The 22,716-nt window shown below is 73.9% G+C and carries 21 protein-coding genes; 7 read left to right on the top strand and 14 right to left on the bottom strand.

The features are described 5' to 3' along the window. Positions 1 to 219: 219 nt before the first annotated feature. The 3 genes from AC3CHW_RS22975 to AC3CHW_RS22965 all read right to left on the bottom strand — a co-directional run bounded on the left by AC3CHW_RS22975 (position 220) and on the right by AC3CHW_RS22965 (position 3,589). Positions 220 to 987 (bottom strand): GntR family transcriptional regulator, encoded by a 768-nt coding sequence (locus AC3CHW_RS22975; RefSeq protein ID WP_488467699.1) that lies wholly within the window; start codon positions 985 to 987, stop codon positions 220 to 222. A gap of 90 nt (positions 988 to 1,077) precedes the next feature. Beyond that, positions 1,078 to 2,265 (bottom strand): hypothetical protein, encoded by a 1,188-nt coding sequence (locus tag AC3CHW_RS22970; protein ID WP_488467698.1) that lies wholly within the window; start codon positions 2,263 to 2,265, stop codon positions 1,078 to 1,080. 214 nt (positions 2,266 to 2,479) lie between these two features. Then, entirely contained in the window at positions 2,480 to 3,589 is a 1,110-nt protein-coding gene (locus tag AC3CHW_RS22965; protein ID WP_488467697.1) for an FAD-dependent monooxygenase, read from the bottom strand. Between the two features lie 157 nt (positions 3,590 to 3,746). On the opposite strand from AC3CHW_RS22965, the gene AC3CHW_RS22960 reads away from it, so the two are divergent. Both AC3CHW_RS22960 and AC3CHW_RS22955 read left to right on the top strand, forming a co-directional pair. Further along, a complete protein-coding gene (locus tag AC3CHW_RS22960; RefSeq protein ID WP_488467696.1) occupies positions 3,747 to 4,742 on the top strand; it encodes a GntR family transcriptional regulator in 996 nt (331 codons plus the stop codon). A gap of 105 nt (positions 4,743 to 4,847) precedes the next feature. Then, a complete protein-coding gene (locus AC3CHW_RS22955; protein WP_488467695.1) occupies positions 4,848 to 6,062 on the top strand; it encodes a Gfo/Idh/MocA family oxidoreductase in 1,215 nt (404 codons plus the stop codon). A gap of 51 nt (positions 6,063 to 6,113) precedes the next feature. Here AC3CHW_RS22955 and AC3CHW_RS22950 read toward each other — a convergent pair whose 3' ends face one another. After that, a complete protein-coding gene (locus AC3CHW_RS22950) occupies positions 6,114 to 7,697 on the bottom strand; it encodes a sodium:solute symporter family protein (protein ID WP_488467694.1) in 1,584 nt (527 codons plus the stop codon). Then, positions 7,694 to 7,891 carry a DUF3311 domain-containing protein gene (locus tag AC3CHW_RS22945; protein ID WP_232110032.1) on the bottom strand — a complete coding sequence of 66 codons (198 nt, stop codon included), beginning with the start codon at positions 7,889 to 7,891 and terminating at the stop codon, positions 7,694 to 7,696. The genes AC3CHW_RS22950 and AC3CHW_RS22945 overlap by 4 nt, the downstream gene beginning before the upstream one ends. A 928-nt stretch (positions 7,892 to 8,819) precedes the next feature. On the opposite strand from AC3CHW_RS22945, the gene AC3CHW_RS22940 reads away from it, so the two are divergent. From AC3CHW_RS22940 to AC3CHW_RS22930, 3 genes are all read left to right on the top strand, one after another. Continuing rightward, positions 8,820 to 9,083, top strand: coding sequence for a collagen-like protein (locus AC3CHW_RS22940; RefSeq protein WP_217189519.1), 264 nt, complete (start codon positions 8,820 to 8,822; stop codon positions 9,081 to 9,083). A gap of 265 nt (positions 9,084 to 9,348) precedes the next feature. Further along, entirely contained in the window at positions 9,349 to 10,251 is a 903-nt protein-coding gene (locus AC3CHW_RS22935; RefSeq protein ID WP_488467693.1) for a PhzF family phenazine biosynthesis protein, read from the top strand. 346 nt (positions 10,252 to 10,597) lie between these two features. Continuing rightward, positions 10,598 to 11,158, top strand: coding sequence for a dirigent protein (locus tag AC3CHW_RS22930; protein WP_488467692.1), 561 nt, complete (start codon positions 10,598 to 10,600; stop codon positions 11,156 to 11,158). 174 nt (positions 11,159 to 11,332) lie between these two features. Here the strand turns inward: AC3CHW_RS22930 and AC3CHW_RS22925 are convergent, their stop codons facing one another. The 4 genes from AC3CHW_RS22925 to AC3CHW_RS22910 form a co-directional block, all read right to left on the bottom strand. Further along, positions 11,333 to 11,542, bottom strand: a complete 210-nt coding sequence (locus AC3CHW_RS22925) for a DUF397 domain-containing protein (RefSeq protein WP_398610742.1) — start codon at positions 11,540 to 11,542, stop codon at positions 11,333 to 11,335. Between the two features lie 67 nt (positions 11,543 to 11,609). Then, positions 11,610 to 11,792: a DUF397 domain-containing protein gene (locus AC3CHW_RS22920; RefSeq protein ID WP_232110031.1), complete on the bottom strand. Its 183-nt coding sequence runs from the start codon at positions 11,790 to 11,792 to the stop codon at positions 11,610 to 11,612. Further along, positions 11,704 to 12,648 (bottom strand): helix-turn-helix domain-containing protein, encoded by a 945-nt coding sequence (locus AC3CHW_RS22915; protein WP_488467691.1) that lies wholly within the window; start codon positions 12,646 to 12,648, stop codon positions 11,704 to 11,706. Before AC3CHW_RS22915 ends, AC3CHW_RS22920 begins: the two co-directional genes overlap by 89 nt. A 375-nt stretch (positions 12,649 to 13,023) precedes the next feature. Further along, positions 13,024 to 13,617 (bottom strand): TetR/AcrR family transcriptional regulator, encoded by a 594-nt coding sequence (locus tag AC3CHW_RS22910; RefSeq protein WP_488467690.1) that lies wholly within the window; start codon positions 13,615 to 13,617, stop codon positions 13,024 to 13,026. 76 nt (positions 13,618 to 13,693) lie between these two features. Between AC3CHW_RS22910 and AC3CHW_RS22905 the strand changes: the two genes are divergently transcribed. Next, entirely contained in the window at positions 13,694 to 14,110 is a 417-nt protein-coding gene (locus AC3CHW_RS22905) for a VOC family protein (protein ID WP_488467689.1), read from the top strand. A 234-nt stretch (positions 14,111 to 14,344) separates the two neighbouring features. On the opposite strand, the gene AC3CHW_RS22900 is transcribed toward AC3CHW_RS22905, so the two are convergent. Further along, a complete protein-coding gene (locus AC3CHW_RS22900) occupies positions 14,345 to 15,751 on the bottom strand; it encodes a DUF445 domain-containing protein (RefSeq protein WP_488467688.1) in 1,407 nt (468 codons plus the stop codon). Positions 15,752 to 16,950: 1,199 nt separating this feature from the next. Here AC3CHW_RS22900 and AC3CHW_RS22895 point away from each other — a divergent pair. Beyond that, on the top strand, positions 16,951 to 17,544 hold the full coding sequence (locus AC3CHW_RS22895) for an SGNH/GDSL hydrolase family protein (protein WP_488471140.1): 594 nt from the start codon (positions 16,951 to 16,953) through the stop codon (positions 17,542 to 17,544). Between the two features lie 81 nt (positions 17,545 to 17,625). Here the strand turns inward: AC3CHW_RS22895 and AC3CHW_RS22890 are convergent, their stop codons facing one another. From AC3CHW_RS22890 to AC3CHW_RS22875, 4 genes are all read right to left on the bottom strand, one after another. Continuing rightward, on the bottom strand, positions 17,626 to 18,570 hold the full coding sequence (locus AC3CHW_RS22890) for a DUF1707 SHOCT-like domain-containing protein (RefSeq protein ID WP_488467687.1): 945 nt from the start codon (positions 18,568 to 18,570) through the stop codon (positions 17,626 to 17,628). Positions 18,571 to 18,655: 85 nt separating this feature from the next. After that, positions 18,656 to 19,630 (bottom strand): ABC transporter ATP-binding protein, encoded by a 975-nt coding sequence (locus AC3CHW_RS22885; RefSeq protein WP_398610749.1) that lies wholly within the window; start codon positions 19,628 to 19,630, stop codon positions 18,656 to 18,658. A 254-nt stretch (positions 19,631 to 19,884) separates the two neighbouring features. Next, positions 19,885 to 20,649, bottom strand: a complete 765-nt coding sequence (locus AC3CHW_RS22880) for an ABC transporter permease (protein ID WP_459249185.1) — start codon at positions 20,647 to 20,649, stop codon at positions 19,885 to 19,887. A 187-nt stretch (positions 20,650 to 20,836) separates the two neighbouring features. Next, entirely contained in the window at positions 20,837 to 21,637 is an 801-nt protein-coding gene (locus AC3CHW_RS22875) for an ABC transporter permease (protein ID WP_488467686.1), read from the bottom strand. Positions 21,638 to 22,716 lie beyond the last annotated feature (1,079 nt).

The raw sequence follows: 22,716 nt of genomic DNA, 5'->3' as shown, positions 1-22,716 counted from the left end.
TATCTCCTCGTGACCTTATGGCGCGTCAGTTCGTCCCGCTTGGCGCATCGATGGGCGATCTGTCGAGCGGTGTCGGAGCCGCTGCCGGCGCGGTCGGCCGCCTACGCGGCGGCGAACCCGGGAGCGGGGCACGGACGGGCACGGCGGGCTCAGCAGGGGCGCGGGCGGGCGCGTGGGCGCGGGAAGGGTACGGACGCGCGGGCGGACGGGCGCGTGGGCTCAGGTCGGCGACGGGCCCAGGCGGGTGGTGAAGCTGAACCGGTCCCCCCGGTACAGCGAGCGCACCCGCTCCAGCGGGCGCCCCCGCTGGTCCCGCGAGATCCGGTGGATGAGCAGCATCGGCAGCGCGGGCGGGGTGCCGATCAGCAACGCCTCGCGCGGGGTGGCCAACACCGTCTCCAGGCGCTCGTCCGCGTCGCCGAACCCGATGCCGAGCCGCTCGTGCAGGTAGCCGTAGAACGACGAGTCGGGCTCGAAGTCGGTGGCCAACTCCGGGACCCGGGCCACCTCCACGTACGTGCTCTCAAGCCCCATCCGCTCGTCGTCCGCGAGCAGCACCCGCTCCAGGTGCCAGACGGGCACGCCCCGCTCCAACTCCAACTCGGCGGCCAGGCCGGGCGGGCAGGGGAACTGGTCGAGGGTGATGAGCGTACGACCCGGCCTGCGGCCCTGCCGCCGCACGCCCTCGGTGTAACTCGCCAGCGACAGCGGCTGCTCCAGCTTGGGCCCGGCCACCACGGTGCCGCGCCCCATCCGCCGCAGCCGCCCCTCAAGGAGCAGTTCGCGCAGGGCCTGCCGCAGCGTCTCGCGCGAGACCTCGAACCGCACCGCCAGGTCGCGCTCGGTCGGCAGCAGCTCGCCCTCCCCCAACTCCTCTATCAGCGCCGCGACTTGCGTCTTGACGGCGTAGTACTTGGGGATGCGCCCGTGCTCGGGGACGCCCGCCCTGATCGGTGCGCCAGGTGCCTGGTCGTTCGGGTATTCCACGCGGTGATCCTCGCACCACCCGGCGCGAGGACGCCCCGCGCCCGGCCACCATCCGGCCGCCGCCCGGCCGGGGCGCGCCCCCGGACCGGGTCAGCGGCGGGCCGCGCGGGCGCGGGCCACCAGCGATACGCCGGCGCCGACCAGCCCGAGCGCCAGCGCCAGCAGGCCCCACCACGGCGGGCCCGAGCCCGTCGCGGCGAGCCGCGGCGGAGCGTCGGCCGGCGGCTCACCCGGCTCGCCCCCCGCCCCGCCCCCGGCCGACCCGTCACCCGGAGAGGCCGCGTCGTCCCCGGAGCCCGCGCCGGCGCCGGTTCCCGCTCCCGCTCCCGCCTCACGGTGGCCGCCGGGCGCGTTCCCGGCCCCGGTGCCGCCGCCACCAGGACCGGTGCCGGTCTCGGGCGCGTCGGCGTCGGCGTCGGCGGGCGGACGCGCGTCCGCGTCGCCGCCCGACCCGTCCGTGACCCCGTCCGTGGCCCCGTCCGTGGCCCCGTCCACGTCGCCGGGCTCGCTCGGGCGGGCGGCGGCGCCGGGCGCCTCGATGGTGAACCGGTAGGTGCCCGACTGGCCGACCCAGTCCCCGTCCTGGTGCTGACGCTGCATGGCGGTCACGGCGGCGGAGGCGGGCCCGGTCGGCGCGTCGGCGGCGAACCTGACCCGTACCCGTACGGTCAGCGTCTCCCGCGCGGGCACCGTGAACCCCTTGAAGCGGGGCACCTCCCGGGTGCTCCCCCCGTTGACGACGCGGCGGCTGCCGCCGTCGAAGACGCCGACGTTCTCGTCCTGGTCGGTCGCCTCGAAGCGCACTGCCCGCCAGCGCTGCCCGCCGGGGGCGTACGGGTCGCGGAACTCGACCCGCAGGTGGCCGGGGCGCAGCGCGTGCCCCTGGTCGGCGAAGAGGGCCACGGGGTGGATGGCGGCGCAGGCCACCCGCGTGGTGTTGCGCAGGTCGAGCCGCCAGTGCCGCCAGTCGTCGCCGGCGCGGTAGGCGCCGGGCCCGGCGTGCAGCGTGGTCCCGATCGGGAAGTCGGCGTCGGAGGCGTCCCCGCACTCGGGGGCGAGCGCGGCCACCCGGTCGGCCGGGGCCGCGGCGGCGGGGGCGGCGGCCGGGGCCGCGCCGAGCAGGGCCGCCGCCAGGGCGACGACGACCACCGGGGCGGCGGCGGGCGAGAGGGCGACGGGTGAGGCGGCGACGGGTGAGGCAGCGGCGGGTGAGGCGGTCGGGGTGGCGGTGACGGTCGGAGCGGCGGGCTCCGGCGGCGGGGCGCTGGGCGAACGCATGGGTGACCTCTGCTCGGGGGCTAGGGGGTGCTCCCTCGTCTCAGCAACATCCCCCGCACCACCGCGCGCCCCACCCCCCGTCATCGGTCCGGCCCACCGCCCGGCCGCGATCCCGCCCGATCGGCCTATGCGGGCCCCGCCGTTCGGGGGCCACTCGTTCGAGCAGCGGGCCGCGCGTCCGGGGCGGCCGTCGCGCGGGGCGCGCCGGCGACCGTCAGACGTCCAGCGAGACCGCGTTCTTGGCGTGCGTCATGGCCGACTCGGTCGGCGGCTGGCCCGGGTTCTCCGTGGCCAGGGCCTGGTTGAGGGTGACGTACGAGCGCAGCCGGCGCTCGTAGTGCGCGTACGCCGCCTCGTGGTCGCCTCCCGCCCGGGCCAGGCAGTCGGCCAGCACGTAGCCGCCCACCAGGGCCAGGCTGGTGCCCTGTCCGGAGAGCGGCGAGGGGCAGTAGCCGGCGTCGCCGACGAGGGCCACCCTGCCCCGCGTCCAGTGGTCCATCCGGACCTGCGACATGGCGTCGCAGTAGAAGTCGGGCGCGTCCGTGGCGGCCTTGGCCAGCCGATCGCCCTCCCAGCGCAGGGCGGCCAGCTTGTCGATGACGAGCCGCCGCAGCGAGGCCGGGTCACTCAGCTCCGGCGCGAGCGGGGCGGACTCGAAGCCGAAGGCGATCCGGAGTTCGGTGTTCTCGCGCGCGGACATGATGGCGAAGCCCACCTCGCCGTCCCGCGACCAGAGCTGCCAGTCGTCCAGGCCGAGGAAGTTGTCCGCGCTGAAGACGGAGAGATAGCTGCCCAGGTGGCGGGTGTAGCGCTCGGCGGGCCCGAAGGCCAGCCGCCGCACGGTCGAGCGCAGCCCGTCCGCCCCGAACACCAGGTCGAAGGTGGCGGGCGGCCGGTGCGCGAACTCGACCCGCACGCCGGTCGGGCCGTCGGCCAGGGCCGTGACGCTGTCGCCGAAGAGGTATGTGACGTCCGCCCGCGTGTGCTCGTACACCATCCGCACCAGGTCCTCGCGCAGCAGCTCGATGTCGGGGCTGTCGAGCCGGCCACTGCTGAGCGCCACCTCGGTGGAGCGCTCGATCTCCCGGCCCTCGGGGTCGAGCACCGACATGCCGCGCATCCGGGTGCGCGCGCCGCGCGCCCGCTCCAGCAGGCCCATCCGCTCGACCACGTCGAGCGCGACGCCGCGAATGTCCACGGCCTGCCCGCCGAGGCGCGGGGCCGCGGCGCGCTCCACGACGGTGACCGCGAAGCCGTGGCGGTGCATCCAGTAGGCGAGTGCGGTTCCGGCGATGCCGCCGCCGGAGATGAGAACGCTCTGCATAACGGGCCTCCAGTTCGCTGTGTACGCACTGAACGTACGGCGTACGCACACCGCTCTCAACTGGCCGAACGCCCGCACTGTACTAGGGCAGTTACGTAACGCTCGGCGTACGCGCTGCTAGCCTCTGTGCTAGTACAGACCAGAAAGGCGGCCCGCTGTGACGAAGCCCACAGACGCCCCCGACCAGCCGCCCTACCTGCGCATCGTCGGCGCGTTGCGGCGGCGCATCGCCGAGGGCGAACTCGCCCCCGGCGACCGGGTCCCCTCGACCCGGCAGCTCGCCAGGGAGTGGGGCGTCGCGCTGGCCACCGCCACCAAGGCCCTGACCACGCTGCGCCTCGAAGGGCTCGTGGTGGCCCGCCCCCGGGCCGGCACCGTGGTCGCCACCCCCGCCACGCCCGCCGCGCCGGCCGCCTCCGCCCGGCGCCGCCCGACCCCGGGCCCGGGTTCCGGACCGGCCGCCGACCAGGAGCTGAGCCTGGAGCGGATCGTGCGCACCGCGATCGAGATCGCCGACGCCGAGGGGCTGTCGGCCCTGTCGATGCGCGGCGTCGCGGCCCGGCTCGGGGTCGCCGTCATGTCGCCGTACCGGTACGTGCCCAGCAAGGACGACCTGATCCAGCTCATGGCGGACGCCGCGTACGGCGAGCAGGACTACCCGGCCGACCCGCCCGCCGGCTGGCGCCCGCGCGTCGAGCTGGGCGCCCACACCCTGTGGGGCCTGTACCGCAGGCATCCGTGGCTGGCCCAACTCGGCTCCCTGACCCGCCCGCTGCTCGTGCCCAACCTGCTGGGCTACGGAGAGTGGATGCTGCGTGCCCTCGATGGCCACGGCCTCGACTCCACCACCCTGTTCGACATCCACCTGCTGATCTACAGCCACGTCCAGGGCCTGGCCGTGCACCTGGAGTGGGAGGCACACGCGGAGGCGGCGACGGGCCAGACGGAGGACCAGTGGATGGACAGCCTGACGCCGGCCCTGGAGGAGTTGATCAGCTCCGGTCGCTTCCCGACCTTCACCAAGGTGGTCCGCGGCTTCGACGACGGCTACGACCTGCGCCTCGACACCCTCTTCGCGGCCGGCCTCGCGGCGCTCCTGGACGGCCTGACACCCCTCATCGAGGGCCGGGCGGCGGGCGCCACCGCCCCGTAGCCCCTCGCCCGCCCAGGCCGCACCGCCCGCACCGCCCGCGCGGCACGCCCCGGCCGCCGTGCGCGCCGCTTGCGCTTCGAGGGCGGCGTTGCCAGAGTCCTCGGCATGGATGGCACCCACGGCACGGCCGGCAAGGCCCAGGTCAGCAGCGGAAACGGCCCGAACGGCGGGGCCGGTGAGGGCACCGGCCCGAACGGCGGGCGGGCGGGCGAGGCCGTCGCCCCGCGACCGCCGCTGACGCGCGGCGGGCCGCTGCGCGTCGGGCTCATCGGCTACGGGCTCGCCGGCTCGGTCTTCCACGCCCCGCTGGTCGCGGCCACCGAGGGGCTGCGCCTGCACACGGTGGTCACCTCGCGCCCCGAGCGGCGGCGCGAGGCCCAGGACGCCTACCCGGACCTGCGGGCCGTGGCCGGCGCGGACGAGTTGTTCGCCGCCGCGGACGAACTGGACCTCGTCGTCATCGCCTCGCCCAACCGCACCCACGTGCCGCTGGCCCGCACTGCCCTGGAGGCCGGCCTCTCGGTCGTGGTCGACAAGCCGCTGGCCGCGACGGCCGCCGAGGCGCGCGAGGTCAGCGCGCTGGCCGACGAGCGCGGGCTGTTGCTGAGCGCCTTCCAGAACCGCCGCTGGGACAACGACTTCCGCACCGTCGCCCGCCTCGTCCACCAGGGCGCGCTCGGCGACGTGCAGCGCTTCGAGTCCCGGTTCGAGCGGTGGCGGCCCCGGCCCAAGGGCGGCTGGCGGGAGTCCGGCGACCCGGCCGAGATCGGCGGCCTGCTGTACGACCTGGGCAGTCACCTGGTCGACCAGGCCCTGACCCTGTTCGGCCCGGTGACCTCGGTGTACGCCGAGTGCGACGTACGACGACCCGGCGCCGAGGCCGACGACGACACCTTCCTCGCGCTCACCCACGCCAGCGGCGTGCGCTCGCACCTGTGGGCCAGCGCCACCACGGCCCAACTCGGCCCGCGCTTCCGGGTGTTGGGCAGCGCGGCGGGCTACGTCAAGTACGGGCTCGACCCGCAGGAGGCCGCGCTGCGCGCGGGTCGCCGCCCCGGTGACGGCCCGGGTTGGGGCGTGGAACCGGAGTCCGCCTGGGGCCGGATCGGCGCCGGCGCCTCGCCGCTGGACGACCCCGGCGAGGTGGTGCCGACGGAGCCCGGCGACTACCCCGCGTACTACGCCGCCATCGAGCGCGCCCTGCGCTCCGGCGGCCCGCCGCCGGTCACCGGCGCGCAGGCCGCCGCGGCCCTCGCCGTCCTGGAGGCGGCCCGCCGCTCGGCGACCGAGTCCCGCGCGGTGGCCCCCGAGTCCCCCTGACCGCGCGCGCCGGCCGGGGCGCGGCGCCGCCTCCCCCGGTCGGCGCGCCGCCTACCCCCCGTCGGCGACCGCCGCCGCCTGACCGGCCGGGGGCGGCCCGGCCGGTCCGACTGGCCCGGCCGGCGCGCTGGCCGGCGGTTCCCAGTCGGCCAACACCTCGCCGTCCGGCCGCTCGTCCGCATCGCGCGGGCCGAGCAGGCTGACGGCGAGGGCGACGGCCAGGTTGACGGCGAGCGCGAGCAGCCCCGCGTTGACGCCCCACAGCGGATCGCGGTCGGTGAAGACCAACACCGACACCAGCGTGGCGCCCACCACCAGCCCACTCAGCGCCCCGTACAGCGTCATCCGCCGCCACGCGAGGCCGACCAGCAGCATCGGCACGAGCTGCGCCATCCCCTCGTACGAGATCAGTGACAGCCGCACCAGCGTGTTCGGCGCGGTGTACGTGAGGAGCAGCGCCAGCGCGCCCGCCACCACGACCACCACCTGCGAACCGAGCTTCTGCCGGCTCGCCAGGCGCGGCACCAGGCCCAGCACGCTGCGGCCCCACATGGTGCCGATGACCAGCATGAACACGGCCATCGGCACGATCGAGGAGAGCGCGGCGGCCACCCCGATCACCCCGACCGCCCAGGCCGGCAGCGAGTCCACGACCAGCTTGAACAGCGCCAGGTTCGACTCGGCGCCCACCAGGCCCGGCACCACGAACAGCGCCGCCATGCCGAGCAGCATCGGCACGAGGAGCAGCACGTTGTAGATCGGCAGCGCCACCGCGTTGCGCCGCAGCGTGTCGGCGCTGCGCGCGCCGAGGTAGCCGGCGACGGTGGTCGGGAAGATCACCACGGTCAGCGAGTTGAGGAAGCTGGTCGAGACGAACCACCCCTGGTCCAACCCGCCCGACGCGTGCCCGGGAAAGGTCAGCCACTGCGCCTTCTCGTCCACCAACCGGCCGAGGAAGTCCCCGTACCCGCCGAAGTAGTGCACCGGCACGTACAACGCCAGGAAGCCGAGGGTGCCGATGACCAGCACGTCCTTGAGCACCGACACCCACGCGCTGCCCCGCAGCCCGCTGACCACGACGAACCCGGTGGTGATCGCGAAGGCCAGGAAGTAGGCCCAGTTCAGGCTGATCGCCCCGTACGAGATGGTGGAGACCACCACGCCCATCCCGGTGATCTGCAACTGGATGTAGGGCAACAGGCACACGGTCGCGCCGATCGCCACCAGGGCGCCGAGCCAGGGCCGCCCGTACCGGTGCGCGACCATGTCGGTGATGCCCACCAGGCCGTGCCGCCGCGCGTACCCCCACAGCATCGGCCCGACCAGGTAGCCGACGGCGTAGCCGCACGACATGTACGCGATGACGTACAGCACCGGCGCGCCGACGTTGTAGCCCCAGCCGGCGGCGCCCAGGTAGCTGAAGCTGGTGTAGCCCTCGCCTGCCATCAGCACCCAGATGAACACGCTCCCGAGGCTGCGCCCGCCCACCGACCAGTCCGCGAGGCCGCCGCCCCGCTCGCCGCCGGCCGCCTTCCGCGTCCCCCGGCCGACGCGTACCGACAGCAGCCCGAGTACGACGGTGAACACCATGAACGCGGCGAAGATCGAGGTGGCCACGGCGGCGTCGGCGCTCATGCCCGCCCCCGCCGGCGGTCGCCCCGCCAGGCCAGCCACACCGCGACCGGCGTCAGCACGGTGGCCACCACCATCCAGAACAGCAGGAAGGGCAGCCCGAACACGGTCGGGTGGACCCGGTTGACCAGCGGCAGCGCGCCCAGGTACAGCACGTAGGGCGCGAGCAGCCACAGCAGGGAAGATCGTCGCAGCACGGCGCCCGACCCTAGCCGCCGCACCCCGCCGGGGGCGCGGCGCCCCGCCTTGGGGTGCGCGGTCGGGGTGGGCCGGAGCGGGGTCGCGTGTGCGCGCCGGCGGGTTCGGGCCGAGGCGCGCCGCGACGACCGGGAACCCCGTCGGGCGTCACGCCCTTGGCATGACTGGTGGTCAGCCGTTACCGCAGGCGATCGGCCTCACGAGGGGCCCCACGAGCAACGAGTTCGAAAAGCCACACGAAATGCGGCGCTGAAATCCTATTTTGTGCCTTTCCCGCCGAAGGGTTGTCTATTGCGGGGACGGGGATATTCGGCAGGAGAAACGGGAGCGAGTAGCGAGCACGTTTATCGAGGCGCTCGACTCACCATCCGGTACGGCGAATTCACCGTCTCACTCCTGTCGCCACCGCCCTCCACGACGCGCCTGGAAGACGTTCTTTCGCCTGATGGCGCGGCTTCCGGGAGAAGAGGGCCGCTGGCGCCGATCACTCCCTTGCATCCGGCAAGAATTCCAGGAGGCGCGACTATGGCCACACCGTCCGAGACCCCGACCATAACCGTCACCACCCAGGAGGACGCCCCCTCCCGCGACAGTTGCGTTCCCCCCACCGACCCGCCCTGTGGTCCTCCCGCCGACCCGCCCTGCGCGTGCCCGCCGAGGCAGTGCTGCTGTTGCTGCTGCTCGCCACAACCGCCCGAGGGCTGCCCGCCACGCCCGCCGGGTGGCCCCCCAGGACCGCCCGGCCCCCAGGGACCGCCGGGGAAGCAGGGCCCGCCCGGCCTCCCCGGGTGCCCGGGCCCCACGGGCCCGGCCGGGCCGGAGGGGCCAGCGGGGCCGCCAGGGCCGCCGGGCCCGCGCGGCCTGGAGGGGCCGACGGGACCCGAAGGCCCACCGGGACTGCCCGGGCCCGAGGGTTGCCCGGGCCCGATGGGGCCGCCGGGGCCACCGGGCCGAGATGGCAAGGACGGCAAGCCCGGCCCCGCCGGGCTGGACGGCGTCGACGGCCGCGACGGCCCCGTCGGGCCGCGCGGGCCCGAGGGGGTCCCGGGTCCGTGCGGCCCGACCGGCCCCGCCGGCCCCCGGGGCTGCCGCGGCCCCAAGGGCGACCCGGGCGACCCACCCAGCCGGGACTGCCTGCGCCAACTCATCAGGGAGTGCCTCACCGAGTTCGGCTTCTGCCCGCCCTGCTGACCACCCGTACGCCAGGCGGGCCGCCGCGACCCGGCGCCCACCGGCGGGCGCACCACCGGCGATCCGTCCGCGCCGCGTACCCCGGCCCCGCACAGGGTCGGGGTACGCGGCGTGCGACGCCCGCCCGCGCCGGGCCGCTACCGGTGACAGCCCGCTTACCGGAGTCGCGAGCCGGACCCGGCGTTCCCGGCATCGCCGGAAACCAGACCACCCTCCCCCCATTGGCCTTGGTAAAGCCGCAATTGGCATGGCTACGGTCCGAGGCATGCGCATACACGTGGTGACCGCCTTCACCGACCGACCGTTCGCCGGAAACCCCGCGGGCGTGTGCCTGCTGCCCGCCGGGCCATGGCCGCAGGATGCCTGGATGCAACGGGTGGCCGCCGAGATGAACCACTCGGAGACCGCGTTCGCCCTGCCGCTGCCCGCGTCCGACGAGGCCGACTGGGCCATCCGCTGGTTCGCCCCGCTCGTCGAGACCAACCTGTGCGGGCATGCCACATTGGCCACAGCCCACGTGCTGCGGACCGAACACGGCGCCCTCGGCGCCGTACGGTTCGCCAGCCGCCACAGCGGCACCCTCGTCACGCACGCCGACGCGAGCGGCAGCATCACCCTGGACTTCCCGGCCGCGCCCGGCACCGAGGTCCCCGTGCCGGACGGACTGGTCGACGTGCTCGGGACCGAGCCCGAGGCGACGTACCGCACGGGCGCGCTCGGCGACCTGCTGACCGTCCTGCCCGACGAGGCCACCGTCCGGGCCGTGACCCCCGACCTGGCCGCCATGGCCGAACTGACCCGCCGGGAGCGGCTGCGGGGCGTCATCATCACGGCCCCACCGGCCGGCGCGCACGCGGCGGACGGGGCGGACGGGGCGGTCGAGGAGCCCAGCGGATACGGGGAGTTCGGGGAGAACGGGCAGGGCAGGCCGCCGTACGACTTCGTCTCCCGCTTCTTCTCGCCGGCCGAGGGCATCCGCGAGGACCCCGCCACGGGCAGCGCCCACACGGCCCTCGCCCCGTACTGGTCGGCGCGGCTCGGCCGGGAGCGGCTCACCGGGTTCCAGGTCTCCGCACGCACCGGCGTGATCCACACCGCCCTGCACGGCGACCGCGTCCACCTCACGGGGAACGCCGTCACCGTCCTGGACGGAACCCTGCACGTCTGAGCCCGGCCAGGGACCGGGGCACGTCGCCCACCTGACACGCGGTCACCTCGCACCGCGCGCCCCGGGCCCGGACCACGCCCCGGCGCCGCCTCACGGTGGACAGTGGCCCGCTCGGACGTTGCCCGCACGGACGTCGCCCGCCCGCTCGTTGCTCGCGCGGGCGCGCGGGCGGGTCCGCTCTCCCGCCAGGCGCGGGGAGAATCCCGGGGAATTCTGGCCGATCGCCCTCAACTCCCTTATGCCTCCGCGCATATGACGCCATACGCATTTGGACTTAGACGCGACGATCCGGGGGCCATAGCGTCAAGAGCGTTCACGCCGGGAGACCAAACGAGGAGAGCTCATCATGGTTGCCAGTCATGTGGAATCCACTGTTGCGTCCCCGAACAAGCGGGGAAATCCGTTGAAGGGCGGAATCAAGCGGGCGACGCTCGCGAAGTGCGTCGCCGTTTCCCTGGCCGCCGCCACGGTCGGCTTCTGCACCCTGGGCACCGCAGGCGCCCAGACCCCGGAACGGGCCCCAGACAGGAAACAGGCCGAGATCATCGATTTCACGTTCCACAACGAGCAGTACGCGGACAACGACCTCGCTCCGTCCGGCCCCAGCCTGGGAGATACGAACGTCTATTCCGGCTCGCTCGTCAAGGACAGCCGCACTATCGGCCGGGGCGGCGGTACGTGCCAGGGCGTGCACCTCGACGGCGCCAAGATGACGATGCAGTGCCTGGTCACCCTGGACCTCGAACGCGGCTCGCTGACCATGCAGTCGCTCGCGGTGAAGGATTCCAAGACGGTCGAGATGGCCATCACCGGCGGCACGGGCGCCTACAACACCGCGCGGGGCACGGTGCAGTGGTGGGACATCGGCGCGCCGGTCGAGACGGTGCGGGCCACCATCCTGCACTGACGGGTATCTCACGTCTGAACTGACGCGTCACATCCGCCCCCGCCAGCAGCCTTCCCCACGCACGGGGTGCGCTTGGCTGCTGGCGTGGGGCGACGGCGTCGCTATCGCCGAGCGCGCTGCGGGGCGGGGCGGGACGGGGCGGGGCGAATGCCACACCGACGCGCCCCTCACCACCTACGCGCCGAAGTCACCCGCCTTCACACCCGCCACAAAGGCCGCCCAGGCCGACGCGTCGAACGCCAACGCCGGACCGTCAGGGTCCTTGGAGTCACGCACGGGAACGACGCCGGGAAATCCGGGGGCCACCTCGACGCAGTTGCCGCCGTTGTCGCCGCTGTAGCTGGACTTGCGCCACATCGCCGCGCTGAGATCGGGGGAGTTCATGCTGGCCATACCCTTCCATCGCGCCTCTGATGAGAGCGGCGGACTCGACGGCGGACAGGGCATCCGCCTACCCGCCGAAGTCCCCCGCCTTCACACCCGCCACAAACGCCGCCCACGCCGACGAACTGAAGGCAAGCGCAGGGCCGTTGGGGTCCTTCGAGTCACGCACGGGAACGACGCCGGCGAATCCGGGGGCCACCTCGACGCAGTTGCCGCCGTTGTTGCCGCTGTAGCTGGACTTGCGCCACATCGCCGCGCTGAGATCGGGGGAGTTCATGTTGGCCATACCCTTCCATCACGTCTCTGATGAGAGCGGCGGACTCGACGGCGGACAGGGCATCCGCCCGCAGCACATCGTAGTCCTGGGCATGCCTCGCGATAACTGCCGGATGAGAAGAGAAGTGGCCGCTGTCGAGCGACTCCGAGTACAGCCAGTCGCGCCCGTCGGGAAGGGTGATCAGCGACATGGGCGTATTGGGGCGTACGAGATGCGCATGCCGCGCCGGAGCGACCTGCACCCGGATGTTGGACTGCCGCCCCACGGACAGCAGATGCGCGCACTGATCGCGCATCACACGCGGGCCGCCCACGACGGTGCGGAGCGCGCTTTCGTCGATGACACAGATCAACAGCGGTCCGTTCGAGTCGAGAAAGCGTTCTTGTCGACTGAGTCGTGCCCGTACAAGCTGCTCCACCTCGTCTTCGCTCAAGCTCTTCTGCTGGAACAGCGCCCGCGCGTACGCCTCGGTCTGCAACAACCCGGGCATCACCTGGTTCTGGTACTCACGCAGCGCCGTCAACTTGGCGTCCATCTCCGCCCGGCGCTTGAACCAGTCAGGATGCTTGGGCTGCGCGGCGGCCCAGTCGATCGTCTCCCACATCTCCAACAGCAGCCCGTCGGCGCCCAGCAGGGCGTCGAAGACCTCAACGTGCTTGCGGTCGGGCGTGCGGGTACCCGCTTCGAAGTGCCCGACGAGGGAACGGTCCACCGGCAGGACGCCGCCTAGCTGATCCTGCGTCATCCCTGCTCTGATCCGGAAGTGCCGCAACAGGGCGCCGAACAGTTCAGATGAGGTCGTACGGCCCGCCTGGGTCTTGGGTTTCACGTTCGATCACTCTCCGCATGTGACAGAGAAAGCCTTGTCACGCCCGCTTCAGTGGCGCGCCGACGCCACGTGAGCGACGATCGGGTCACAGACAGTAGCAACCTCGTTCAACGTCTTGTACCGGACTCGACAAACCCGAACTCCCTGATGTACGGGCCTAGTTGACGCCACACGCAGCAAGCACCGGGGCGCGGAGCCAGCCCTCCCACCGGCCCGCCGGCCGCCGCGTCACCGCCCCGGGTCGAGCCCGGGAAGCAGCGCCGGCCCGCCGCGTGGGACCCCTACCGCTGCCGGTGACACCGCGAGGCCCCCGCGGGCCCGCACGCACCACACCGGGCAAGCCGTCGTCCGCTGGTCCGCACGGCCACCGCCGCGTCAGGCGGTGCGCAGCGCCCCGAGCAGTCGTGCCAGCGCGGCCTTGGTGTGGTCCAGGTCCGCGGGGTCGGAGGAGGAGGCGAGCCACAGGGCGGCCTCGTTCATCGCCCCCGACAGGAGGTGGACCAGCGGTGCGACCGGCTGCGGGGTGATGATCCCGCTGTCGATGAGCAGGGACAGCGCGTCGGCGAGATGGCGGGCCGACGCGGCTTCGTCCATCGCCCGCCACTCGCTCCATCCCAGCACGGCAGGTCCGTCGACGAGCATGATCCGTTGGATGTCCGGATCGGTGGTCGCGGTGAGGAACTCCTCGCAGCCGGCGGTCAGCCGGGCCCAGGGGTCGTCGTGGACGTCGGCGGCCACGGCCACGCGGCGGGCCACCTCCTGCTGCGCCTCCTCCAGGACGGCGCGGAAGAGGTCCGCCTTGCCCGTGAAGTGGTGGTAGAGCGCGCCCTTGGTCACCCCGGCGGCCTGGACGATCTCCGCCAGGCCCACGGCCCCGTAGCCGCTGCCCGCGAACAGGCGCCTGCCCTCCCGCAGCAGCGCCTGCCTGGTCTGCTCCCGCTGCTGCGCCCGGATGCCGTCCTGTCGCATCGCACTCCTCATTGACATACCCGGGGTATGTGAATAGCGTCGTTGACATACCGATGGTACGCGAAAGGGTTCAGGCATGAGACTGACCGGCTTCTATCCCGTGGTCGGCACAGCGAAGCTGCGGGAGTCCCGCGACTTCTACACCCGGCTGCTGGGGTTCGAAACGACCTTCGAGGCCGACTGGTACGTCAGCCTGCGCCGACCGGGAGAGCCCGGGTACGAACTCGCCCTCCTCGACCACACCCACCCGACGCTCCCCGAGGGTTACCGGGTCCCCGCGCAGGGCGTGCTGCTCAATGTCGAGGTGGAGGACGTGGACGCGGAATGGGAACGGCTCGTCACCGGCGAAGGGCTACACCCCGTCCTCGCGCTGCGCAGCGAGGACTTCGGGCAGCGGCACTTCATCGTGGCCGACCCCAACGGCGTCCTGATCGACGTGATCACGCCCATCGCCCCCACCGCGGAGTACGCCGAGCAGTACGTCACCGGCTGACCGCGCGGGCTTGCTCGTCCACCTCCTGTCGGGCTCGCCCCGGTCCTGTCGGGCTCGCCCCGCCCCCCGCGACGTGAGGGACCGTGCCGCTGAGGCGTGCCGGCGCCGCCCCTCGCGTTAACCCGACCACCCTGCAAGGAGCGCACCCCCAGGGGCGCCCTCCTTCCGTCTCCTTGTCCTCCCCCGCTTCGGGCGCCCCGGCCGCTGGGCGAGCCGGGGCCCCGCTGCGGGGCCTCAGCCGACCACCGTGTGCGTCAGCGTGTAGATCAGCAACCCGGCCAGCGCCCCCACCACCGTGCCGTTGATGCGGATGAACTGGAGGTCGCGGCCGATGTGGGCCTCGATCTTGCGGGAGGTGTGCTCCGCGTCCCAGCCCGCCACCGTCTCGGTGATCAGCGAGGTGATCTCGCCGCGGTACGTCGTCACGACGTACACCGCCGCGTCCTCAAGCCAGCCGTCCACCTTGCGCTGCAGGCGCTCGTCGGTGGCCAGGCGGGTGCCCAGGGAGAGGATCGCCGCGCGGGCGCGCAGCCGCAGCTCGCTGCGCTCGTCCTCGGCCGCCGCGACGATCATCGCCCGGACCGAGCCCCATGCCGACGCGATCAGGTCCTGCACCTCGCCGCGCCCGAGCACCTCGCTCTTGAGCCGCTCGACGCGGGCCCGGGTGTCCGTGTCGGACTGGAGGTCGCGCGCGAAGTCGGCCAGGAACCGGTCCACCGCGCCGCGCGCGGGGTGGTCGGGCATGTCGCGCATCTCGGTCACGAAGCGCAGCAACTCGCGGTAGACCCGGTCGCCGACCTTGCGGTCCACGAACCTCGGCGTCCAACCGGGGGCGCCGCCGGTCACCGCGTCCATGACAGAGTCGCTGTGCAGGGTCAGCCAGTCGTGGGCCCGTACGCACACCAGGTCCACCACCCGGCGGTGCCCGCCGTCGGCGACGACCTTCTCCAGCATGGTGCCGAGGCCCGGCGCGATCTCCTGGGCGTCGGCCCGGCGCGTTATCGCCTCGCCCACCACGGCCTGCACGTCCGCGTCGCGCAGCACGGTCAGCGCGCCGCGCACGGCGGTGGCCAGCTCCGCGGTGACCCGGTCCACGTGCGCCGGCTCGGCCAGCCAGGCGCCGAGCCGGCTGCCGATGCCGACGGCCCGCAGCCGCTGCCGTACGACGTCACCGGCGAGGAAGTTCTCGCCGACGAACTCGCCCAGGCTGTGGCCGAGCTGGTCCTTCTTGGTCGGGATGATCGCCGTGTGCGGAATCGGCAGCCCCAGCGGGCGGCGGAACAGCGCCGTGACCGCGAACCAGTCCGCGAGCGCGCCCACCATCCCGGCCTCGGCCGCCGCCGCCACGTACCCGCTCCAGCCGCCGAGCCCGGCCGACTGGGCCCACTTGGCCAGCACGTACACCAGCGCGACGGCCAGCAGCAGGCCCGTGGCCAGCGTCTTCATCTGGCGCACGGCACGCTGCTTCTCCTGGTCGGCGGCGCTGAACGCCAGCGGTCCGCCCGGCCCGCCGCCACCGGGTGCGGGCCTCGTGCCGCCGGCCTTCGGCCCCCGGTCGCCGCCGGTGTCCGCGTCCGCCGCACCGCCCGTGCCCGCACCGCCCGTGCCCGCGCCGTCGATGTCCCCGTACGTCCGTTCCATCCACTCCACCCGATCGCGCCGATCCCCCCGGACATTGTCCTTCTGCCCTGCTCCGGCAACGAACGAGCCAACCCCATTGATGCCGGGTCGGACCCTGACTGGTCCCTGATCGACCCCCGAGCGGCCCCGAGAAGCGGGCCCAGGGGCGTGCCCGGGGCGCGCGGGCCGGCGACGAACGCCGCGGCGCGTCACGTCCCGCGAGCGCCGCGCCCCACTCCAGCGCGGCGGCCCGGCCACGCCGCCCGTACCCCGTCCGCACCGCCCGTACCGCACGGGCCCGCGAGCGCCTCGCCGGCGCTCCGGGGCCGCCTCGTGGCCGCCCGCGCCGGTGCCGGGCCCGTGGCCCGCCGGGCGGCACCCGGCCTCTCCGTGGGATCATGAGTGGCCGATCGGACGCGCGACGGCGCTGCTGATCACCCGCAGTTCCCGACCCGCGGAGTCACTGGCTCCGCCTGCCCGAGGAGATCCCGCACATGACCGTGAGCCCCCTGCCCAGGCGTACGGCCCATGCCGTGCTCGCTGCGCTGGCGGCCGTGGTGATCCTCGTCTCGACCGCCATATTCGTCGGTGTCGGCAAGAGCGACGGCACCGCGGAACCGGCCACCGGCCACGGCAACGAGGCCGCGCCGGCCTCGGCCGGCACCTGGGTCGGCACCTGGGCCACCTCGCCCACCGCCGCCGAACCGCAGCGCGCCAACGGCTTCCCCCGCGTGTCCCTACGCAACGTCGTCCGCATCAGCGTGGGCGGCGAGCAGATACGCATCCGGCTCTCCAACCTCTACAGCTCCCGGCCGCTGACCATCAGCCACGCCTCCGTGGCCCTGGCCGCCGCGCCCAGCGACCCAGCCGCCGACAGCGACAGCATGCGGCGGCTGAGCTTCGACAAGCGGAACTCGGTGACCATCCCGGCCGGGGCCCACGTCATCAGCGACCCCGCCAGGCTCAGCGTCCCGGACGCCAGCGACCTCCTGGTCACCACGTACTCCCCGAACCCGTCCGGCGCCGTCACCTATCACCCGCACGCCCGGCAGATCTCGTACGCGGCGCGCGGCGACCACACCGAGGACACCTCGGGGCTCGCCTACACCGAGCAGAGCCCGTACTGGCGGTACCTGACCGGCGTGGACGTGTGGACGAACAAGGCCCGCGGCTCCGTCGTGGTGCTCGGCGACTCGATCACCGACGGCATCACCTCCACCATGGGCGCCAACCACCGCTGGCCCGACTTCCTCGCCGAGCGGCTGCGCACCGAGCGCGGCGCGCCCCGCCTGGGCGTGCTCAACCAGGGCATCAGCGGCAACCGGGTACTCACCGGCGGCAACCAGACCCCGCCACACAACCCCAGCGGCCTCTCCCGCTTCGACCGGGACGTACTCGGCCAGACGGGGGTGCGGGCGGTGGTCATCCACCTCGGCGTCAACGACATCCTCCGCCTCCCGCACGAGACCAACCCCGACCGCATCGTGGGCGGTCTGCGGCAGATGGTCGAGCAGGCACACGCGCGCGGCCTGCGCGTGGTCGGCGGCACGCTGATGCCCTTCTACGGCCACCGGGGCTTCACGCCGGAGCTCAACGGGGTGCGGCAGGCGGTCAACGACCAGATCCGCGCCGGCGAGGTCTTCGACGAGGTCGTCGACTTCGACGCGGCCCTGCGCGACCCGGCCCAGCCGTTGCGGCTACTCCCCCGGTACGACTCGGGCGACCACCTCCACCCCAGTGACGAGGGCTACCGGGCCATGGCGCGCGCCCTGAACCTCCAGCACCTGCGCGGCGTGGCCGCGGCCACGCTCTGAGCTGACCTCCGCGCTGAGGGCGAGCGGACGGGACCCGGCGGCGGTCCGAGCGGCCGGTCGGGCTCTCCGCCGCCGGTCGGGCTAGTGGGCCGCGTCGTCGGGCCGGTCGCCGCCGGCTCCGCCCGCCGCACGCCGCTCCCCGGCTCCGCGCCGGTCCTCCACCGCGCGCTCCTCGCGCCGTACGTGCTCCCGCTCCGCGCGCTCGCGCGCGAGGCCGCCGCCCCCCGGCCGCGCGCTGCCCAGATCCGGGAGCGGACCGTCAAGCTCCCGCTCCGGGGCGTCGGGCTCCCGCTCCGAGGCATCGAGCCGCTGCTCCGTACGGCCGAGTTCGCGTTCCGCCTCGCGCTCCTTGCGGAGTCGCTTCAGCTCGGCCTTCTCGCGGCGGCGGGCCTCCTTCTCACGCTGGACATCGGCCTTGCGGCGCTTGCGCTCGACGACCACGGCGCCCCAGATCGCGAGGCCGGTCACGGTCACCCGCGGCGCCTCCGGCGCGCCGTCGCCGGTCGCCGCCTGGTCGAAGCCGCCCATGATGCCCACGCCGTTGACGTGCACCTCGACGTCCGGCGGCACGATCACCGAGATGCCGCCCATCAGCGCGAAGCAGCGGACCACCACGTCGCGCTCCTCGAACCGGGCGTCCCGCAGGTCGATCTCGCCGCCCCCCATCACCACGACCGAGGTGAACGCGCGGGGCATGACCCAGCGGCCGGCGCGCTGGAAGCCGCCCATCACCGCGAGGCCCCAGCGCGAGGTGGCCGAGCCGCCGATGCGCTCGGCCCAGGACGCGTCGGCGCCGGCCGGGGCGCGGGAGGGCCGCGGGGTCGGGCTCGCCATGGAGGCCGGCACCGGCAGGTCCCGTACCAGCGGCTCCAGGTCGGCGTGGGTGCGCGCCGTGTAGGCCAGCTCCAGCCGCTCCTCGAACTCCTCCATGGTCAGCCGCCCCTCGGCGACCGCTTCGCGCAACGCCTCGGCAACCCGTTCGCGCTCGGCGTCGGAAGCCCGCATCGGAGGGAGTTCACCGGTCATACGAACAGCCTACGCGGGCACGCGCGTGCGAGGCTCGCCCACTTCCGGGCGCGCCCGGTCCGGTGGGCGGACCGAGCGGGCCGCCCTAGCCGGCGCGCTCGGCGTACATCTTGGCGATCACGTCCTCGATGTCCGGCTCCCGCACCGAGAGGTCGACCAGCGGGTACGCCGCCGCGACGGCGGAGACGAGCGGGGCGGCGCTGGCGGTGGCCGGGAACGCCAGCCACTGGCGCGGCCCCTCGACCCGGACCGTGCGCGCCCCCGGAATGCCCGTGATGGGCGGGAGTTCGCGCTCCAGGTCCACCACGAGGGTGCGTTCGCTCTCCCCGACGGCGTGCAGCCCCTCCAACCCGCCGTCGTACATGACCCGCCCGTGGTCGATCACCATCACACGCCGGCACAACTGCTCGATGTCGGTCAGGTCGTGCGTGGTCAGCAGCACCGTCGTCCCCTGCTCGGCGTTCACCTCGCGCAGGAACTCGCGCACCTTGGCCTTGCTGATCACGTCGAGCCCGATGGTGGGCTCGTCCAGGTAGAGCACCTCCGGGTCGTGCAGCAGCGCCGCCGCGATGTCACCGCGCATCCGCTGCCCGAGCGAGAGCTGACGCACCGGCACCTCCAACAGCTCGGCGAGGTCCAGGAGTTCCACGCACCGCTCCAGGTTGACCCGGTAGCGGTCGTCCGGAATCCGGTACATCCGCCGCACCAGCGCGTACGAGTCGCGCAGCGGCAGGTCCCACCACAGGGTGGTGCGCTGGCCGAAGACCACGCCCATCCGGCGGGCCAGCCGGGTGCGGTCCGCGGCCGGGTCGATGCCCGCGACCCGCAGCCGCCCGCCGCTGGGCACCAGGATGCCGGTGAGCATCTTGATGGTGGTGGACTTGCCCGCGCCGTTGGGCCCGATGTACCCCACCATCTCCCCGCGCGGCACCCGGAAGCTGATCCCGTCCACGGCCCGCACCTCGCGCCGCTCGCGCCGCATCCAACCAGCCCGGCGCCGCACCGTGAAGACCTTCTCGACCCCGTCGACCTCGATGAACGCGGCGTCGTCCGCCGTCATCGCCTCGTACCCCTCTCCTACTCGCCCCGGCACACTGCCGCCCCGAGGTCATGTGTCCCCTACACCCAGCGCACCCGCCCGCCCGCGCCCCGGCGCACGCCCACCCACCGGAACCCGCGCCTCCGCCTCACCCCCGCCGGCCCCGTACGCCCACTCGCCCACGCCCGGCCCGCCACGGGGGCGCGCCCGCCTCGACTTCCCGCGCCCGTCGCGGGGGCGCGCCCGTCTCGACCTCCGGCGCTCGCCGCGCGGCCTCAACTCCCCGTGCTGCGATAGGCCCGCAGCCCCGCGCCCCAGGCGAGACCGGCCAGCGCGCAACAGGCCACCGCGACCAACGGCGCGCCGAAGCCCACCCAGCCGGGCAGGCCGATCGGCTGCGGGCGGTCCAGGATGTGCAGCGCGGGGAGCCAGTTGACGAAGGCGAGCGGGATGACGAAGACGACCGCCCGCAGCACCTCCGTGGTGAAGACCGTGGGCGGGTACTGGAGCAGCGTCGTACCGCCGTACGTGAACGAACTCTGCACCTCGGCGGCGTCACTGGCCCAGAACTGGAAGGCCGCGCCCGCCACGAACAGGGACGCGAAGATGGCCGCGCCGCTCACCAGCATGACCGGCAGCAACAGCACCCGGTCCCAGGTCCAGTCCACGTCCAGGTGCGCGAGCGACCAGCCGAGCAGGACGACGCCCTGCACGATCCGCCCCATCCGGCGCAGCGCGAACCGGTCCGCCGCCACCTGCGCGAGCACCGGCACCGGGCGCACCAGAAGGGTGTCCATCGTCCCGTCCCGCACCCGCCGCCCGATCCGCTCGGTGCTGCCGAACAGCAGGTCGGTGATGCCGAAGGCGGTACTGCTCGTGCCGTAGAGGAACGTCACCTCGGCCAGACCGAACCCGCCGAGCACGTCCACGTGGCTGAACATCAGCGCGATCACGGCGAAGTCGAGCGCCGTCACGATGAGGTTGCCCAGCGTCATGATCACGAACGAGGTGCGGTACGCCATCGTCGAGCGCACCCACATCCCCACGATCAGGAAGTAGACCCGCACGCCCTGGTACGCGCGCAGCCCCCGGTAGGCCCGCGGCCCCCGCCCGGCCGCCACCTCCTCGTACCCCCACGCCTCCCGGCGCTCCCGCGCCGTCGCCCGCGCCGGCGTCGGTTCCGGCGTCCGCTCCGGCGGATGCGCCCGTACGTCGTCCGCCCGTTCCTCAGCCACCCTGGACCACCACCTTCCGGGTCGCCACGGACTGCAGGGCACGCCCCGCGGCCAGCAGCACCAGGGCCCAACCGGCCTGGAAGGCGAAGGCCGTGACGAGGTCGGTGCCCTGGTGCTCGCCGAGCAGCACGTCCGCGGGGATCTGGAGGATCGCCGACCAGGGCAGCACGGCGGCCAGGTCGCCCAGCGCCCCGGGGAACACGTTGAGCGGCAGGATCATGCCGGAGAAGAACAGCGACAGGACGAGGCTGATCATGTTGAGCCCGGTCCCGTCGAGCAGCCAGAACGCGGACAGGGCGACCAGGTAGCGGATGGCGAAGCTGACCAGGACGCCGAGGGCCACCGAGGTCAGGAAGTACAGCCAGGTCAACGGCGAGGCGGGGAGCGTCAGCTCGAAGACCAGCGAGCCGACGAGCAGCGGCACGATGCCACGGCCCAACAGGTGGAACGCGGCCCGGCCCAGGTCGCCGGCCAGCCACCACAGTTGCAGATCCACCGGTCGGTACAGGTCGATGGCCACGTCCCCGGACCGGATGCGCTCCTGCAACTCCTCGTGGAAACCGCCCCCCAGCAGCGCCGACGCGGCCAGCAGCGCCTGCCCGAGCCAGACGAAGGTGACGGCCTGCGCCAGGTCGTAGCCGCCCAACTGCGGTCGCTGGTCCCAGAGCGCGATGTACGTGTACGCGACGATGAAGCCGAACACGGTGTTGGTGAACACCCCTGCGGCCGTGGCCGCCCAGTAGGTCGCGTAGCGTCGGAACCCGCTCGCCATGACGGCCATGTGCAGCCGCACCTTCCATCCCTCCCCGGCCCTCGGCACCAAAGTCCACGAGCCTAGAGCGACAGTTGGGTGGCGAGCCAGGCATTATTCACCCTGTGGGGTGAGTTGCCCAGGCCAGTTGGCCGATCACAGAGCTGTCACAGGTGCGCGCCGCCTCCGCCGCGCGGAACGCATGATGCGACAGTGACTAGTGGGGCGTACGACGCTATTCGCCCGACATGTCAGCATTTATGCCGTGGCAGAACCATGGCAGAACCGTGGGCGGCGGCCGAGGAGTCCCTACACACATGACCGACGAGCCTCAGCAGCACAGCGCCGAAGGCGACGGCACCGCCGCCGCGGGGAGCGACCCCGGCGCTCAGCGCAGTGGTGGCGGCACCCAGCCCGCCGGCGGCCCGACCGCCGATCGGCCATCAGCTCGACCAGGAGGTGCCGGCGCTCCCCCACAGGGCACCGGCCCCCGACGCACCGACCAGGACACCGGTCGCCAGCGGCCCGGCCCCACACCGGCCGGGCCCGGCGCCGCCCCCGAGGGCGGCCGTACCGGAACCCCCGACTCCCCCCATCCGGCCCACCCCCCGCGCGGCACCACCCGCCCGGCCGGCGACACCAAGCCCACCCCCGCCCCGCGCGGCAACCGCCCCACCACCCTGGGCGAGGGCCTCGGCGCGGACCGATCGACCCCCACACCCGACCGCGCCCGCCCCGCCGACCGCACGACCTCCGCCCCCGGCGCAGGCCCCGCGGAACGCGCCGGCTCCGGCCAGGTCGACCGCGAACGCACCGACGGCGCCCGCGCGGACGACGCACGCCCTGGTGGCGAGCGCGCCGCCGGCAAGCGCACGGCCGGTGAGCGCACAGCCGGCGAGCGGACGACCGGCGAGCGGATGGCCGGCGAGCGGACGAGCCGCCCCGTACGGACGGCGAGCGCGCCGGCAGCGGCGGCGCGAACGGCGCGGGCCCGGACGGCGCACGCGCCACGGGCGCCCGCCCGCGCGGCGACGCCCGCGACGCCCGTACGGACGCTCGCACCGACGCCGCCCCCGGCCCCGACACCGACGCCACCACCGTTCTCCCGCCGCGACGCGGCG

The sequence above is a fragment of the Streptomyces sp. MGP-BFMKR1 genome (genome assembly GCF_057766585.1).
Note: the sequence above shows the minus strand (reverse complement) of the source record. Positions and strands in the feature narration are given on the sequence as shown.